This window comes from Kitasatospora sp. NPDC056138 (genome assembly GCF_042264695.1).
Taxonomy (GTDB): domain Bacteria; phylum Actinomycetota; class Actinomycetes; order Streptomycetales; family Streptomycetaceae; genus Kitasatospora.
The window spans coordinates 42897-58956 of sequence record NZ_JBHJVK010000037.1; the positions used below are offsets into that span (position 1 = coordinate 42897).

13 protein-coding genes are annotated in these 16060 nt (G+C 75.5%); 2 read left to right on the top strand and 11 right to left on the bottom strand.

Features of this window, described 5'->3' with window-relative positions:
- The first annotated feature begins 137 nt into the window (after positions 1 to 137).
- Positions 138 to 1508: a S8 family serine peptidase gene (locus ACFC1R_RS22275; protein WP_375941163.1), complete on the top strand. Its 1371-nt coding sequence runs from the start codon at positions 138 to 140 to the stop codon at positions 1506 to 1508.
- Between the two features lie 94 nt (positions 1509 to 1602).
- On the opposite strand, the gene ACFC1R_RS22280 is transcribed toward ACFC1R_RS22275, so the two are convergent.
- Positions 1603 to 3417, bottom strand: coding sequence for a hypothetical protein (locus tag ACFC1R_RS22280; protein WP_375941165.1), 1815 nt, complete (start codon positions 3415 to 3417; stop codon positions 1603 to 1605).
- A gap of 704 nt (positions 3418 to 4121) precedes the next feature.
- Between ACFC1R_RS22280 and ACFC1R_RS22285 the strand changes: the two genes are divergently transcribed.
- A complete protein-coding gene (locus ACFC1R_RS22285; protein ID WP_375941167.1) occupies positions 4122 to 4865 on the top strand; it encodes a DUF4232 domain-containing protein in 744 nt (247 codons plus the stop codon).
- A gap of 119 nt (positions 4866 to 4984) precedes the next feature.
- Here ACFC1R_RS22285 and ACFC1R_RS22290 read toward each other — a convergent pair whose 3' ends face one another.
- The 10 genes from ACFC1R_RS22290 to ACFC1R_RS22335 form a co-directional block, all read right to left on the bottom strand.
- Complete coding sequence (locus ACFC1R_RS22290; RefSeq protein WP_375941169.1) at positions 4985 to 8989, bottom strand: LysM peptidoglycan-binding domain-containing protein; 4005 nt, start codon at positions 8987 to 8989, stop codon at positions 4985 to 4987.
- Positions 8989 to 9453, bottom strand: a complete 465-nt coding sequence (locus tag ACFC1R_RS22295; RefSeq protein WP_375941171.1) for a hypothetical protein — start codon at positions 9451 to 9453, stop codon at positions 8989 to 8991. The genes ACFC1R_RS22290 and ACFC1R_RS22295 overlap by 1 nt, the downstream gene beginning before the upstream one ends.
- A gap of 61 nt (positions 9454 to 9514) precedes the next feature.
- The gene (locus ACFC1R_RS22300; RefSeq protein ID WP_375941173.1) at positions 9515 to 9943 is read right to left on the bottom strand and encodes a TadE family protein; all 429 of its coding nucleotides are present in this window, start codon (positions 9941 to 9943) and stop codon (positions 9515 to 9517) included.
- Positions 9940 to 10302, bottom strand: coding sequence for a TadE/TadG family type IV pilus assembly protein (locus ACFC1R_RS22305; protein WP_375941175.1), 363 nt, complete (start codon positions 10300 to 10302; stop codon positions 9940 to 9942). The genes ACFC1R_RS22300 and ACFC1R_RS22305 overlap by 4 nt, the downstream gene beginning before the upstream one ends.
- Before the next feature lie 143 nt (positions 10303 to 10445).
- Positions 10446 to 10718: a hypothetical protein gene (locus ACFC1R_RS22310; RefSeq protein ID WP_375941177.1), complete on the bottom strand. Its 273-nt coding sequence runs from the start codon at positions 10716 to 10718 to the stop codon at positions 10446 to 10448.
- A 32-nt stretch (positions 10719 to 10750) separates the two neighbouring features.
- Entirely contained in the window at positions 10751 to 11635 is an 885-nt protein-coding gene (locus tag ACFC1R_RS22315) for a hypothetical protein (RefSeq protein ID WP_375941179.1), read from the bottom strand.
- Positions 11632 to 12579 (bottom strand): type II secretion system F family protein, encoded by a 948-nt coding sequence (locus ACFC1R_RS22320; protein WP_375941181.1) that lies wholly within the window; start codon positions 12577 to 12579, stop codon positions 11632 to 11634. Before ACFC1R_RS22320 ends, ACFC1R_RS22315 begins: the two co-directional genes overlap by 4 nt.
- On the bottom strand, positions 12579 to 14165 hold the full coding sequence (locus tag ACFC1R_RS22325; RefSeq protein ID WP_375941183.1) for a CpaF family protein: 1587 nt from the start codon (positions 14163 to 14165) through the stop codon (positions 12579 to 12581). Before ACFC1R_RS22325 ends, ACFC1R_RS22320 begins: the two co-directional genes overlap by 1 nt.
- Positions 14155 to 15228 (bottom strand): hypothetical protein, encoded by a 1074-nt coding sequence (locus tag ACFC1R_RS22330; RefSeq protein ID WP_375941185.1) that lies wholly within the window; start codon positions 15226 to 15228, stop codon positions 14155 to 14157. Before ACFC1R_RS22330 ends, ACFC1R_RS22325 begins: the two co-directional genes overlap by 11 nt.
- Positions 15228 to 16037: an SAF domain-containing protein gene (locus ACFC1R_RS22335; RefSeq protein WP_375941187.1), complete on the bottom strand. Its 810-nt coding sequence runs from the start codon at positions 16035 to 16037 to the stop codon at positions 15228 to 15230. The genes ACFC1R_RS22330 and ACFC1R_RS22335 overlap by 1 nt, the downstream gene beginning before the upstream one ends.
- Between the last annotated feature and the right edge of the window lie 23 nt (positions 16038 to 16060).

Below are 16060 nucleotides of genomic sequence, written 5' to 3' on the forward strand. Positions count from 1 at the left end.
TTACCTATTCAGGTGGCCGGTAGGGGCCACCCGGCACCTCCGATCCGACTATGGCCCGAACGTCCCCGGACCGATGAGATGACGGGGCCGACCGTCCACGGTCGGAGTCCGTCGAACCGTCGCTCCGAAGGAGTCCCATGGGTGCCTTTCCCGTCGGCCACGGTCCCCGCCACTCCACCGTGGTCCGCACCGCGGCGCTGCTCGCCGCCGGAGCCGCCGCACTGACCGCCGGCGCCGGACCGGGCGGCACGGCCGCCGCCCCCACGGCGGTGCACGTCCGCCCGGCCTCCGCCGGGCACATCAGCGCCCTGGGGCTGAACACGCCGATGGCCACCTCGGCCTGCGTCGCCAAGGTCGGCCTGCACTGCTACTCACCGCTGCAGTACCGCACGGCGTACCACCTCGACCCGCTCTACCGGGAGGGCATCACCGGCAAGGGCCGCACCATCGTGATCGTGGACTCCTTCGGCTCGCCGACCATCCAGCACGACCTGGAGACGTTCGACCGGCAGTGGGGCATCCCCGACACCAAGGTCGAGGTGGTCAAGTGGGGCAAGGTGCCGCCCTTCGACCCCGCCAACCAGGACCACCTGGGCTGGGCCGGCGAGAGCACCCTGGACGTCGAGTACGCCCACGCCATCGCCCCGGACGCGCACATCGTGCTGGTCGAGACCCCGGTGGCCGAGACCGAGGGGGTGACCGGCCTGCCGGAGATGATGGACGCCGAGAAGGCCCTGATCGACGCCGGCCGGGCCGATGTCGTCTCACAGAGCTTCGGCGCCACCGAGAACACCTTCCCCGGTTTCGACAAGGGCGCCTTCGGCTCCCTCACCAACCTGCGGTACGCCTTCAAGGCCGCCGCCCAGCACGGCGTCACGGTGCTCGCCGCCTCGGGCGACAACGGCGCCACCGACTCCACCGAGGGCCCGGGCGGCCTCTACCCGCACCGGGTGGACTCCTGGCCGTCCTCCGACCCGCTGGTCACCTCGGTCGGCGGCACCCAGCTCACCCTGGACGACAGCGGCAACCGCACCGCGCCCGACGGGGTCTGGCACGACAAGTACGGCGCCAGCGGCGGCGGCATCTCGGGCGTCTTCACCCGCCCCTGGTACCAGGCAGGAGTCTCCCAGGTCACCGGCGACCACCGGGGCACCCCCGACATCAGCATGAGCGCGGCGGTGGACGGCGCGGCCTGGACGTACGAGTCCTACGACCCGGCCCACGTCGGCTGGCACCTCACCGGCGGCACCAGCGAGGCGACCCCGATCTTCTCCGGCATCGTCGCACTCGCCGACCAGCTCGCCGGACACCGCCTCGGTCAGCTCAACTGGCGCATGTACGGCCTGAGCCGGCTGCCCGCACGGCAGAGCGGCATCGTCGACGTGACGTCCGGCAACAACTCCTGGGGCGGCGTCGACGGCTACCAGGCCGTACGGGGCTACGACCTGGCGAGCGGGCTCGGCACCATCGACGGGGCACGGTTCGTGCACGCCATCGCCGGGCGCTGACGGGCCCCAAGGGCTGTCCGGCAATTCGCGGCGGATCAGCGCGCGGCGGCGGGCGCCCGGCGTCGGGAGCGCGGCGGGAGTTGTCAGACAGCCCTCAGAGCTGAGTCTCTATCTCGGCCGTCACCAGCTGCTTGAGGTAGCGCTCGGCCGCGCGGAGCTTGCGACCCTCCGGCCCCGGCAGATAGGCGCGGAGCTCGATGATCTCCGGTGCCACCCTGATCGCCTCGGTCCGGTCCTTGATCGAGCGCCAGCACGCCTCCGCGTTGGTCGCCGCCCGCTGGGTCTCCGGATGCTCCGGTCCCTCGGCACGGAGCAGCGTCAGGGCCACCTCGCGGTACAGCTCGGCGGCCAGCTCCGGGCGGCCCGACAGCCGCAGCACGTGGGCGCGGACCTGACGGACCTGCAGGACCGCCGGCGCGACCGGTCCATGGGCGGACACCGCCTGCTGTTCCAGTTCGAGCGCCAGCTCGGCGGCGCTCTCGTGCTCGCCCGCATCGGCGCTGCGGACGATGCGGCCGATCGCCTCGCGGTACTCGACGAGCGGATCGGCCTCGGGGGCCGACTCGGAGGCCGGGGCCACCTGAGCGGGGGCCGGCTCCGGGGCCGGGGCCGGGGACTTCCCCAGGTCGACCAGGGCGACGGGCCCGGCAGGCTCGTGTCGCTGCGGCTCGTACGGCTGCGGTTCGTTCGGCTGCGGCTCGTACGGCTGCGGTTCCGGCAGCGGCTGTGGCTGGAGCGCCGGTTCCGCCGCCACGGGGAGAGGACCGGCCTTGGACAGGCTCACCGAGGGCACTCCCGCCTCGGCGGGTTCGAACCCGGGCGCCCGGGAGACCTGCTGCGGTGCCGCCTTCAGCAGGGAGACCGGGCGCACCGGACGGGGCGGCGTCGGCGGGACACCGGGCTTGAGCAGGGAGACCGGTCCGCGCGACGCCGCCCGCTGCGTCGTCGGCTCCGGCGCCCCGGCCACCGCCGCACCCTTGGACAGGATCACGCGGTTCGCCGCCGCCTGGCGCTGGCGGGCCGCCCGCGCGGGCGGCTTCGGCAGCACCGCCGCCGGGCGCGGCCCGTCGTACGGCCGCGGTTCCGCCTCGCCCAACTGGCGGGAGGTGTTGCGGAACAGCGGCCGGTCGGCCGGGTGCGAGCTGTGGATGATCACGTCGGGCCGCAGCACCGAGTGCACCTGCTGGCGCAGCTGCTCCGGCGTCAGGACGGGCTCCGCCCCCGGACGGCCGCCGTGCAGTGCCTCTATCAACGCGCGGGTGAAGGTGCCGATCTGCTCCGGGTCGGGGGCGACGACCGCCCAGAGCGGCACACCGTCCGTCAACGGGGAGATGGTGCCCTGGAGTTGCGGCCAGACCGCCTGGTCCGCGCTCAGGTCGGCGATCACCAGGGTGTCCCACTCGGCCGGGCGGTGCCGCAGTTCCGCCGCGACGGCCGACCAGGGCAGGCCGTCCTGGCGGATCGTGCCCGCCTTGGAGTCACGCAGCGTCAGGTAGACCTGGCCGCCGCGCCGGTCCGCGATCAGGTGGCCGCCGAGGTGGACGAGCAGCGGTCCCGCGTGGCGGGCGGCGGCCCTGAGGTGGGCGAGGACGCTCTGCGGGTCGCTGGCGCCGGGAAGGTGGACGGCGTCCACGGCGTCCGCCGCCAGCAGGATCGACGGCGAGACACCGGCCAGCATCGCCGAGAGCACCGGCGCCTGCGCCGAACCGCTGCGCCCCCAGGAACGTCGACCTGACGCTCCGTAACCGCCCTCGACCACCAGGATCCGGCCGCGCGGCCCGCCGCCGAGCCCCGGGCTCGCCCCCACCGCCACCGGGACGGCGGACGCGGCAGGGGCGGCGGAAACGGCGGGGGCCGGCTGCTGGGGCCGGATCGCGGGCATGAAGCCGGTCCACCCTGTCGAGGGCATCGGTCCGTCCGGACCGTCGGGGCCCGGCAGGACGGAGGTGCGCTCGGCCGCCGGCCCGGCCTCCCCCTGGTACGGCTGTGCCTCGGCGTAACCGGCCGGAACCGTCGGCGGGCCCGGCGGACCCGGCACGGTCGGCGGGGCGCTCGGAGCGCCCGGCACGGTCGGCGGGGCCGTGGGGTACGGGGGAAGCGGGGCCGTATCGCCGGTGCCGGGAGGCCTGTTGCCACTCCCGGAGGTCGATGTGAGGTCCGCCACCGCCGGTCTCCCGCCCCGCCCCGCGGTTCACGCGAGGTCCGTATCTCCCGCCGTGGTGTCCTTCACCACGCGCGATCTCGCCACCTTACGGTGTGATCCCATGGGCGAGCCAGGCCGGGCCCCTCGATCGGGCCGCTTCCGGACGGACGCGCGCCGCCGTCGCCCCGCACACCGGCCGAAGGCGGCCGAACCGCAGGTCCGGGGATCCGAACGCCGGATCGGACGGTCCGAACGCGGGATCGGCCGCCCCGGGCGCCGGCTCCGGCCGGCCACGGCGAACAGCCGGCAGAGCCGCTCCTCCTGGCACACCGCCAGGCTTCCCGGCCCCCGCTCGTCGGCGCCTCCGGCCCGAACTCGCCCTCGCCACCCCCTGATCGCGGGCGCACCCGAGGGGAAGTCCTGCGCCAATCGGGCAAAGGGAGAGTCAAGGACTGTGGCACGATGAGCAGATGGATACGACAACGGCCAGGACTCGTCGGAACTCGCTCGCCGCCGTCTGCCTGCTGCTCTCGGCGGCCGGTCCGCTCACCGCCTGCGGGTCGACGTCAGCGGCCGCGACCGGGTCGGCAGCAGGCGGGCCCGCGCCCGCCGCGTCCGCCCCCGCCGTCCCCGGACCGTCCGCCTCCGGCGCGACCGCTACCGCGCCGCTCCCGCCCCGGGTCCACGCCGACACATTGGGCGTCCCGTACGGAGCGGCCCCCAGCGTCTCCACCGCCACCGCCGCCACCACCGCCACCACCGCCACCGCCACCGCCACCGCCGAGCCGTGCCCGGCCTCGGGGGTCGTCCTCCGGGCCGGCGAGCCCGACGCGGCGATGGGACTGCGCGCCATGACCGTCGAGTTGACCAACTGCGGCACCCGGCCCTACGCCCTGAACGGCTACCCGACCGTCCGCGTCCTGGACGACCGGCGGGAGCCGTTCGACATCGCGGTCAGCCACGGCGCCTCCGCCATCGCCGTCATCGACCGCTTCGACGCCGGGCCCACGCCGCTGACCCTGAAGCCCGGCGAGCGCGCGGTGTTCGGGCTGACCTGGAGGAACACCGTGACGGACGTCAACTCCGCTCCGGTCAACGGAAGTTACCTGGAGATCACGCCTCGTCCCGGCGACCGGGCGCAGAGCATCGCCATCCTGATCGACCTCGGCACCACCGGAAAGCTGGGCATCAGCGCCTGGTCCAGCCCGCGCTGAACCGGCAGCCACGCACCGGCTCCGGTTCCGGCTCAGACACCCGGTGCGCCCGGGCCGAGCCCGACCCCGCTTCCGCGCGGCCGGGCCCGGCTCAGCCCGACCCGGCCCGGCCCGGACGGTCAACTGCCGGCGAGCAGGTCGCGGAGCAGGGCGACCGTGTCGGCGTCCAGATCGCGGCCGGTTCGGCGGCTGAGGGCGTCCAGTCGGTTGACGGCTCGGACCAGTTGGTCACGGGCACCGGCCGAGGCGTAGGTGTAGAAGAGGTCCCGGTGCAGGAGTTCGATGTCCGGGGCGACGGCCAGGCCACGGAAGATGGCGGCCTCGGCGCTGCGGTGGTCACCGTACTGGAGGCGGCGGGCGGCTAGTTCGTGGGCGGTGTCGACGATCGCGGCGAGCATGTCCTGGCGTTCGGCCTCGGCCCAGGCGTAGGCGGTGGTCGGGGCCTCGGCGAACGGGGCGCCGCGGACCAGGGCGAGGGCGTGCGCGAGCGCGGCGTCGGCGGTGCTGCTGGTGCTGCGCATACCGCGCCGGTAGAGACTGCGGAACTCGTCCCAGTCGCAGGTCACGGCCGGGGCGAAGGCGTAGCCGTCCGGCGCGTCCGGGTGCAGGAAGGCCCGGCCGTCCGCGGAGCTGCCGAACCAGGTGGCCAGTTCGGCGAGTTTGGCGGGCAACGGGGTGCCGGGGCGGTCCGCCGCAGCCCCGGAGCCGTGGGACTCGGAGCCCGGGTGTTCGGCGGCCAGGTGCGCGGCGCCCGGGTGCAGTGCCCGGTCCAGCGCACCGTGTTCGACGCCCGGCCGGAGGGCGAGCAGCGCGGCCAGCTCGGTCAGCCGGGAGACGGCCGACGGTTCGGCGGGACCGGCCGCGCCCAGGACGTCCACCGGTCCGAGCAGTCGGATCCGGGGGGCGGTGCGGGCCGCGTGCGCCTCCGGGGAGCGCAGGATCGCGAGCAGGTCGTCACTGTCGCTGCGGGTGGAGCCGGACGCCGACGGTACGGGGTACGCCGGTGCCACCGGGTGGACCGGGGTGACCGGCGCCGGGCGCGCCTGGTCGGCCGGGCCGCCGAAGGCGTCCGCCGGGGGCGCCGGGTCGTGCATCGGCACGGGCTCGGGGGGCGCAGCCGGGGCGGCGGGGGACGCCGGGGGCACGGGCTCGGCATCCGGCGCCGACGGCAGGTCGGATCCCGGCCGCACGGGCGAGACGGGCCGCATCGGCGGCACGGGCGGGATCGCGGGACGCACCGGACGCACGGCCGGCGCAGCGGGCACGGTGGACCCGCCGGCACCGGCGGCACCGGCGGCACCGGCGGGCAGCGGAGGTGAGCCGGGCACCGAACCGTTGCTGTGCAAGCCGATCCCGTTGGCGCTGTGCCGGGCGGACGGTCGCAGCGGCACGGCCGGGGCCGCCCGGCCGTCCTCGCGGGCCTCGGGGGCGGTCGCGGCGCCCGCAGCGCCGGGCTCGGCGACGGCGGCTCCGGCGGCGCCGGGCGCACCAGCACCGGGCGCGGCGGCCGAAGCCCCGGCGGGGCGCGGGGCCGGGGTCACCGTCGGGTCGGTGCCCGCGAACGGGCTGGCACCGGTCCCGATCACCCGGGTGACCAGCTGTGCCCCGGCCAGATCCACCGGCAGCGCCAGGGTCGCGCCGAAGGACGCCCCGACGGTGGCCAGCACCGGCACGGGGGGCAGCGGGATCTCCTCGGCGTCGAAGTCGCCGCCGGGACCGTCGAGGGTCCAGTCGGGCGCGGGGTGCTGGGTGTTGTCGCAGGCGACCCGGAGCAGCTCACCGATGTGGTCGTACTGCTCCGGGCCGAGCTTCTGGAGTTCGACGGTCAGGTGCAGGCCGGGGATGGTGGCGGTCCCGCTGCTGGGCAGGGTCCAGCGGGCGACCGGGCCGGTGCCGCGTTCGGGTGCCCGGGTGACCACGGCGAGGCAGGTGCGCGGGGTGCCGTCGAGCAGGCGTCCCAGCTCGGCGGGCAGGCTCCCACCGGGCGGCTGTGCGGAGAGCACGATCTCGGGCACCCAGGACTCGTCCGCGTGTCCCCGGCTGCGGGCGTCCCGGGGGCTGGCCGCCTCGGCGGCGACCAGGGTGGCCCTGGCCTTGGCGGTCCGCGGGCCGAGCGCCGCGATCGCCGCCTCCAGGGTGTCGTACCGGTGGACGCGTTCCACCGCCGGGCCGGTGAGCGGCAGGTCCTCGGCGAGCCCGACCAGGTGCAGGTGCAGCCGGTCGGCGAGCGGGCTGTGCGCCAGCTCGACCGCCAGCGTGCGCAGCACGTCCCGCGCGTCGTCCGGGTGCCCGGACAGGTGCATCAGCCGTACGGTCTCCAGGTCAGCGAGCACCACGGCCCCGTCGGGCGCGGTGCCCAGGGTGACCAGGGCCGGGTACGGCGCCGAGGTCTTGGCCGCCTGTGTGGTGGACAGCAGTTCCGGGGAGTCCTCGGGACACCACCACACGTTCGGTGCGTGGGCGGCCCGGAAGGGTGCGATCGGGGCGCAGGGGCCGGCGAGATGGAGCTCGACGGTACGTCCGGCGGTGACCCGGACGGCGACCAGGGCGGGCAGGCGCTTGCCGGTCCGGACGGTGTTGCGGGCCATGGTGCGCAGCGCCCGGTTCAGCAGGTCGAGGCCGGTGTCGCTCTGGCGCACCTTCAGTTCGGCCTCGAAGTCGGCGGCGGGACCGGCCGGGAGGGCGATGCGGTGCCGGGGGCGGCGGGCCCGCTGCTGGTCACCCCGGCGGCGGCCCACGGTTCCGATCAGTACCGCTGCGAGCAGCACTCCGACGGTGGAGGTGGCGAGCGCGACGCTGTAGTCGTCGCTCGGGACCGCCGCCTTGGTGGCCGAACTCGGCTCGGCAGTGGGCGACCTGTGCTCGGACGGGGCCGAGGGCCCGGCGCTGGACGGCGGCACGGCGGGGCCGTGGCCCGTGGTCGGTCCTGGCGTCGGGGTCGGGCCGGAGCCGGGCGTGCTCGGGGTCGGGGCCGACTGCGTCGTGCCGGGCGTCCCGGGGGCGGGAGTTGCCGGGGCGGGGTCCGGGGCCGGGGCCGGGGGCTGGACGCCGGGGATGGCGAGGACCATGCCGGGCGCCAGCACGTCCGGGTCGGTCAGCCGCTCCCCGTCGGGTGTGCTCACGCCCTTGTTGGCCTCGAAGAGCCTGGGCCAGTCCTCGGCCGAGCCCAGCTCCCGCTCGGCGATGGCCGAGAGCGTGTCGCCCGCGTGCACCGTGACGTTGGCGTGCTGCCCGCCCGCAGGTGTCGTCGTGGAGCCGGCGCCGCTCCCCGGGGGCGTCCCGGCGGACGTGCCCGTCGCCGGACCGTCCGCCTTGGCATCGCCCGGCATGAGCAGGTTCCAGCCGGGCTGGATGGGCCGGTCGGCGTCGAACCTGGCACCCGAATCGTCCATCGTTCGCCCGGTGTTGAGCTTGGCGATCTCCACCCAGCGCTCACCGGACCCGAGTTGGTGTTCGGCGATGGACCAGAGGCTGTCCGCCGGGCGGGTGTCTCTGACCGTGTAGGTCGGGTGCCGGTCGGCCGCCGGGGCGAGGGCCGGGGCCACGGGCGCGGCGGGCAGCGCGGCGTACGGCGCGCGGGCGGTCAACTGGGCCGGGGCGAGTGCCGCGTGGGCCTTCTCCGGGGTGGCCGCGAAGGCGCCGCCCGCGACGGGCAGGATCGCGAGGACCGAGCCGACCAGTCCGGCGGCGATCCGCTGGCTCCAGCCGAAGGCCGGGATCCGGCGGGCGATCCGGCCGCGCAACTGGGCCGGGACCTCCAGCAGGACGGACAGCGCGAAGCAGAGCCAGGCGATCCAGCCGACCGCGACCAGTGCCCAGAGGAAGAGCCGCCCGTCGTCGGGTCCGGTGAGCATCGCGACGAACCCGCCGCTCGACGGGTCGCCCATGCCCAGGACCGCGAGGGTGCCGTAGAGCAGCAGCGCCGGGAGGCCGACCAGCAGGCCGGCCAGCGCGATCAGCGCGCCGAGCGCGGAGGCCAGCGAACCGGCGCTCCGCCCGCGGCGGTTCGGGCGCAGCGGCACCGGCCGCCGGCGGTCCGGCCCGGGCGAGCCCGGGGCGCCGCCGTGGGCGGGCGAGTCCGTACGGGTGCCGTGGGCGTGGTGCCTGGCTCGTGGCGCGGCCATCAGCCGTTCTCCGCTTCCGTGACTCCGTGCACCAGGGTGGCCGTGCCTTGGCCGTGCACCGGGAGGGTGTTGACGTTGATCGCGCCGAGCAGCGCGGTGCGGTACGTGGTGTCGATGCTCACCTGGACGGTGTGGTCGTCCTTGAAGCTGACGTCAGCGCTCAGGTGGTACTGGTCGAGGTAGGCGTCGGCGGCGCGGGTGGCCACGTCGAGGTCGTGCCGGCGGGCGCCGATCACCGAGTAGCCGTCGCCGCGCAGCACCGCCGCCTCGTCGAGCTGCTGGCCGACCACCCGGGCGGCCTCCTGGGCACGGGCGTCGGTGTTCTCGATCGCCCGCAGCCGTCCGCCGCAGTCGAGCACTATGCCGACCACGACGACCAGTCCGGCGGCGCAGATCGCCACAAAGGTGGAGACCGCCCCGGCATCCGGCGCCGCGTTCCTCCCACGTCCGTTCAGGCGTGGCATCAATTCCCCTCCCCCACCAGGTGGTTGAACCCGATGCTGCGTTCTTCCGCTCAGCGCCCGGTCATCCGGTTCCCCGGTACCGGTCGATCACCGAGGTGAACCGGCCGGTCATGGTCCTGCTCCCCGGCACTCCCCCCACCGACAGGTAGTCCAGTGCGACCTTGCAGCTCACCGTCACGCTGACGGTGGTGAGTTGGCCGGTCGGTGTGTCGATGGTGCCGTACTCGACCGGGGTGATCGAGGCGTCGCTGCACGGCACCCGCTGGTCCCGGAACACCTCCTGCGCCGCATCCTGCGCTGCCTGCCGTGCGCCTTCCGGGCTCCGGGCGAGCGAGGCCGCCCTGGCGCCGGAACGTGCTGCCGCATCCACTACCCCGCCGGTGGTCTGAATACGCCCGGCCACCACGGCGATCATCACGAAGAGCACCACCGCCGGGATGATCAGGGCGGCCTCGACCGCGACGCTTCCGCGGTCCGCCGCCCGGCTCACGGCTGACCGCCCTGCGGGACGAACTTCTCGCGCGGGGCGGTCACCTGGCGGACGATCGTCATCCCCGACATCCCGGGCAGCAGGCTCTGCGCCCGAACGGAGACGCGCAGGCTGAACATCTGCGCGTCCCCGCCGGGGACGACCTCCACCCGCTCGGCCAGACTGCCCTGCCGGTCCAGGAAGTCCGAGGCCCGCTGGACGGCCCGCTGCGGCGTACCGCCCCTGATCCGGCCCGCGTCGGCACCCTCCCGGGCGGCGGTGAGCGCGGCCTGGCTCGCGTACCACCAGAGCGCGGCCTGCACCACGAGCACCACCATCAGCAGCACGGCCGGGAAGACGATCGCCAGGCTGAGCGTCATCGACCCCCGGTCGCACTCCCGGCCCGACCGGAACCGGAACCGGTCCGACCGGACGCGGAACAACCGGATGCGGCCCGACCGGACGCGGGGCGACCGGGTGAGGCCCGAGCGGCGTCCCGGCCGGGCCCGGCCGGGACGCCGGATCACGTCGGGTTCGGCACATCGATCGGGGTGTCGTTCACCTTGTTCTTGACCTTCCCGGCCAGGCTGTAGAGGACTCCCACGATGATCCCCGCGACCACCACCAACCCGACCACCGCCAGGGCCAGTTCGATGGTGATCGCACCCCGGTCCCCGGCCGCCCGGGCGGCGCGGACCCGGCCCATCCGGTAGTGGAAGAAGACGGACACGGCGAGCTGCACCGGCAGCAGCAGGGGCAGCAGCAGCGCTGCGAGCAGGTTCCGGGTTCGGTTCATGGTGACTGGTCTCCAGACGAAGCGGCGGGCGGCTAGACAACGTTGAGCATCTGGTAGAGGGCCGGAAAGACGATCAGCGCCGTCATCAGCAGGGTGAGCACCGAACCGGGTGCGACCATCCGCTCGCTGTCGGCGTTGGCGCCGGCCAGCTCCTCCGCGAGCAGTTCGCCCCGCAGGCTCTTCGCCCTGGCCCGCAGGGTGTCGTACACGGCGGCACCGTCGGTGCCCGAGATCCGCATGATGTCGGCCACGTCCTGCATCGGGGTGAGGCCGAGCTCGACGGCGAGCGCGTCCAGCCCCTCCCAGGGCGGCAGCCGGTCGGTGGCGGCGCGCTCCAGCGCGTCACGGATCCGGCGGAAGACGGTGCCCCGGCCGACCGACGCCGCCCGCCGCAGCGCCTCGGCCGGACCGCAGTCCGCGGCCCGTTCCAGCGCCACGAGTTCGAGGTAGGCGACCAGACCGTGCAGGTACTCGGTCCTGGCCTCCTTCGCCTCACCGGCCACGATCGCGTCGGGCACCAGCCAGCCGAGCAGTGCCAGCGCCGGTCCGAGCAGCAGCGGCACCGCCACCGGCAGGCCGAACCCGACCACCAGCGCCATCGCCGCCAGGTACCCGGGCAGCAGCAGGCCGATCAGCGCGAACAGCAGCTTGTGCGCCATGAAGCGGGCCGGGGTACGACCGATCAACGCCAGCTGCTGGTGCGGGATCCGGGTACCGGGCAGACCGAGCGAGCGCTCCCCGACGCGGTCGTACCAGGACTGCCGGTCCTCACCGTCCACCGCCTGCTCGGACGGCACCCGGTGCAGCCGGTCCAGCGCCTGGCCCAGATCCGGCGGGGACGGGCGGAGTTCGGCGGCGAGCAGCGCGATGCCGCCGGCCGCGACGGCGCCGGCCAGCACGGCCCAGGGCGAGATCACCGCGCCTCCTTCAGCAACGGGTCGGGGGACTCCTCCGGTTCGGCGCCGGGCAGCCGGCCGGCCTTGCTGCGCCGGTCCACCTCCAGCAGGCGGGGCGGCGGAGTGTGGCGGGCGAGCGAACGCATCCAGGCGATCACCAGGACGAAGGCGGCGGCGACCACGCCGAGCACCACCTGGCCGACGAACGTCCCGTACGGCGCCGTGTAGTGGCTGTTGAACGAGCCGACCGCCAGCACGCTCACGATGATGGTGACCAGCCAGCGGATGGTGGTGCGGTGCTTGGCCCGGTCGGCCTCGATCGCCCGGCGCTGGCGCACCTCCTCGCGGACCGACTCGGCCAGGTCGGCCAGCGCACGGGCGAGCCCGGGACCGCTGTCCCCGGCCCGCAGCAGCAGCGCGGCCAGCACCTTGTCGGCGGTGGCGTCGGCGAGGCTGTCCGCGAAGGCGCGCAGCGCGTCCTCGGGGCGCCAGCGGGACTGCAACCTGGCGGCGAGCTCGGCGATCTCACTCTCCAGGGCGGGCGGGGCGGTACGACGGCTGGTCAGGATCGCCTGGTTGAGGCCGACGCCGAGCAGCAGCACGTCGGCGAGGCGCTGGGTCCACTCGGAGAGCGCCTCCAGACGCTCGATCCGGCGGGTGTCGGAGCGGGTGGCGTCGAAGAGCCAGGGCAGACCGAAGACGGCGAGCGGGACCAGCACGGCGGTGAGCGGGACGCCGGTGAACAGCCAGGCGGTCGGCGCCCCGGCCAGGGCCAGCCCGGTCTGGATCCGGCGCAGCCGGGCGACCTGGGCCGTCGGGCTGCCCGGCGCGCCGTACCAGAAGGTGTGCAGCCGCCCGCTCATCGGGTTGCGGTCGGGCTCCCCGGGCGGCCCGCCGAGCAGACCGGCCACCAGCGCGACCGCGCCGCCCGCCACCAGCAGGCCGCAGAGCACGAAGAGGAGCATCACCGCAGGCCGCCGATCCGCAGCGACAGCGGTGCGCCCCAGCTCCCGTACGGGTTCTGGAGCAGCGCCGCGTCGAAGCCGGCCCGGCGCAGGTCGTCGACGCAGCTCGGCGGGGTGTGCGGGACGGCCCGGGGCTCGCCGTGCTCGGGACGCGGCCCGAAGACGGTGTTCATCGCGGGCCGGCCGTTCTCGCCGAGGCCGGTGACCTCCAGGACGTGCGAGACGAAGCGGTGGCGGCGGCCGCCGACGGCGGTCTCGTCGACCATGGCGACGTGCACGATCAGGTCCACGGCGTTGGCGGTGAGGCGGTAGGCGAGGCTGTCGGTCATGTGGGCGCCGTACTCCAGGCAGAGTTCGGCGATCCGGTCCACCACCATGTGCGGGCCGCGCGCGTGCAGGGTGCACATCGAACCGCCCTCGCCGTTGGTCATCACCCGCAGCATCGGGACGACCTCGCCGGAGCGGACCTCACCGACGATGATCCGCGACAGCGTCATCCGCAGGGCGGCCGGGATCAGCTCGCCGATCGTCAGCTCGCCCGCGATCCGGCCGTCCACGCGCTCGCCGTTGCCCTCCCGGGCCTCCATCGGGACCACCTGGCGCAGGTGGCCGAGGGTGTGCAGCCAGAGCTCGAACTCCGACTCCAGGGTGCCGATCCGCTCGTCGGGCGGGATCTCGGCGGCCATCGCACGCAGCAGGCTGGTCTTGCCGACGCCCTGGGTACCGGTGATCATCACGTTCTTCCTGGCCCGGATCGCCGAGGCCAGGAAGGCGGCCAGGGTGGCGTCCACGGTGCCGAGTTGGACCAGGTCGGCGAGCGTGGCCGAGGCGACCCGGTGGCGCCGGATCGCGACGTACGGGCGGGGGGTGACCTCGGTCAGCGCCTGCAGGCGCATCCCGCCCTCCAGGCGCAGCGCGAGCGTCGGGCTGGCGGTGGAGAGGCTGCGCTCGCCGCCGCCGTGCTGGCGGGCCAGGTCCTGGAGCAGCTCGACCAGTTCCTCGTCGGTGTCGGCCACCGGCGGCACCTGGCGCAGCGGCTGGTGCACCCGGGAGACCCAGACGTCGTCGCAGCCGTTGATCAGGATGTTCTCGATCTCGGGGTCGTCCAGGTAGGGCTGGAGCCGCCCGGCCCGGAACAGCAGGTCGTAGACGGCCTCGGCGAGCGCCCGGTCCTGGTCCCTGGTGGGCGGGATGCCGTGGGTCTGGGCGTACGCGTCGGACCAGCGGGCGACCGCCTCCTCGATCAGCGCGCGGCCGCGCTGGCGCCGGGTCGCCCGGTCGGCCTCCAGGCCGGATCCGTCGGCCAGCCGGGAGAGCTGCTGGTGCAGTTCGGCCGCGACCTGGCGCTTGAGCTCGCGGGCGACCCGCGGGTCCACCGCGGGCTTGGCCGGGACGGGCTGGAGTGCGGGCGCGCCCGTGCCGCGGACCGGTCCCGGGGTGAAGGAGCCGCCGGGCACGGCGGCCGGCCGCACGGGCGGGGGCGTCCCCGGAGCCGGCGGTGCGACCACCGGCTGGACGGTGGCCCAGGGCAGCGCGGCCGGGTCCACCGTGCCGCCCGGACCCTTGTGCAGGGGGCTACCGCGCACGGAGCACCTCCCCGTACGCCGTCTGCTGCGGGGGCTGCGGCTGGAACGGCGCGGGGGCGGGCGGCTGCGGCACGTACGGCGCGGGGGCCGGCGCGGGACCGGGGTAGGCCAGCGGATGCACCTCGGGCTGCGGCGCGGCGACGGCGTCCGGGGCGGGTACCGGCGGCTGTCCCGGCTGCTGGTAGGGCGTGCCGGGCCGGCCCGACGGCGCGGGCTGGACCGGCGCGGACCAGCCCGGTTGCACCGGCGGGCCGAGCGGGGCCGGGTCCTGGGCCGGGGCGAGCCGCTGACGGCGGCGCCGGACGAGCAACTGGATCTGGTCGGCGGCCGACCGGGCGGTGCGCATCAGCTCCGAGCGGACGAACCGCCGGTCGGTGGTGTCACCGCCGTCGGAGAGCACCCGCGCGAAGCGCGGGGCGTACGGGAGCAGTCCGAGGACGGGCAGCGCGAACTGCCGGGACACCTCGGCCGCCGGGTAAGGGCCTTCGGCCACCAGCAGCAGTCCCAGCGCGTCCGCACCGGTGCCGGAGGCGTCCAGCTCCTCGCGGAGCGCGGCCAGCCGGGGACGGGCGCTGCTCAGTCCGCGCAGCGTGCTGCGCAGCGTGACGGCGACCACGTCGGCCCGGCGGGCGAGCACCGCCCCGGCCCCGGCAGCGCCGGAGCGGCCGAGGTCCAGGATGACGTCGTAGCCCTGCGGTTCGAGCGCGTGCAGCGTCTCGACCAGCGGTTCCCAGGTGTACGCCAGGCCGGGCGCCTGCGCGGGGTCGGTCAGTCCGGGGAGCAGCAGCCGCTCGCCGTTGCCGGCCGGCGAGAGGTCGATCAGCTGCTCCCAGAGGCTCTGGGCGAGCAGGCCGCGCCGGTCGGCGACGGCCAGGTTGCGCAGCCCGTACACGGCCTCGACCCGGCCCTCCAGGGCACCGGCCAGCACGGCGCCGCCGTCCGGGTCGCACTCGACCAGCAGGACCCGGCGGCCGGGCTGGAGCGGCCAGGCCAGCAGCAGCGCGAGCGCGCCGGTGGTGGCGCCCGGTGCGCCCGGTCCGCCGACGACGGCGACGACGGCCATCAGTTGCCACCTCCGCCGGCGCCGCTCGGGCTCGGTGACGCGCCGCTGGAGGGCGCGGTGGAGACACCGGACGAGGGGGTGCCGGGCGCGGCGCCGGACGGGCCGGGAGCGCCGGCACCGGCTGTCCGCGGTGCCAGGATCACCTGGAACCTGCCGGTGGACACCCAGGCCGCCAGCCGGGGGCCGTCCGCGGGCGGCACGGCGACGTCGACCACCTGGCCGCCGTCCGAGTCCACCCGGCCGACCGTGACCACGGTGGCGGCCATCGTGTCCGGTGTCCGGGTGGTTCCGCCCTGGCTCTGGTCCGGGGTCGCGACGACCAGGACCCTCAGCCCGGGTTGCAGCCTGGTGGCGGGCAGTTGGGTGCGTTTGGCCGCGACGCCGACGATCTGCTGACCGGGCTCCACCGCCGGGTCCGCGGTGACGTCGGCCTTGACCAGCAGCGCGCCCCGGCGCAGGTCGGTGGTGGCGCGCAGCCCGACGGTGCGCTCCCGGTCCCTGGCGTCCAGCGGACGCAAGGCCGGGTCCCCGGCGATCCGGGCGACCACCACGTCGTCGGCGGTCAGCGCCTGTCCCATCGGGACGTCACGGGCCAGCGCCAGTACGGCGATCCGCTGGCCGGTGCTGTTGTAGAGCACAGCGCCGCCGAGTCCGCCCGCCGCGATCAGCGCCACCGCCATGGCCAGCACGGCCGGCCTGCGGCGCCGGGCCCGCAGGGTGCGCGGCGGGGTGTGCGGCACCGCCCGCGCCGGTTCGGGCACGAGGGTGGCGGTGCCGGGGCTCGGCGACGCGAAGGTTCGGTTCTCCACCGGGCTACGGCCTTTCGTACGGG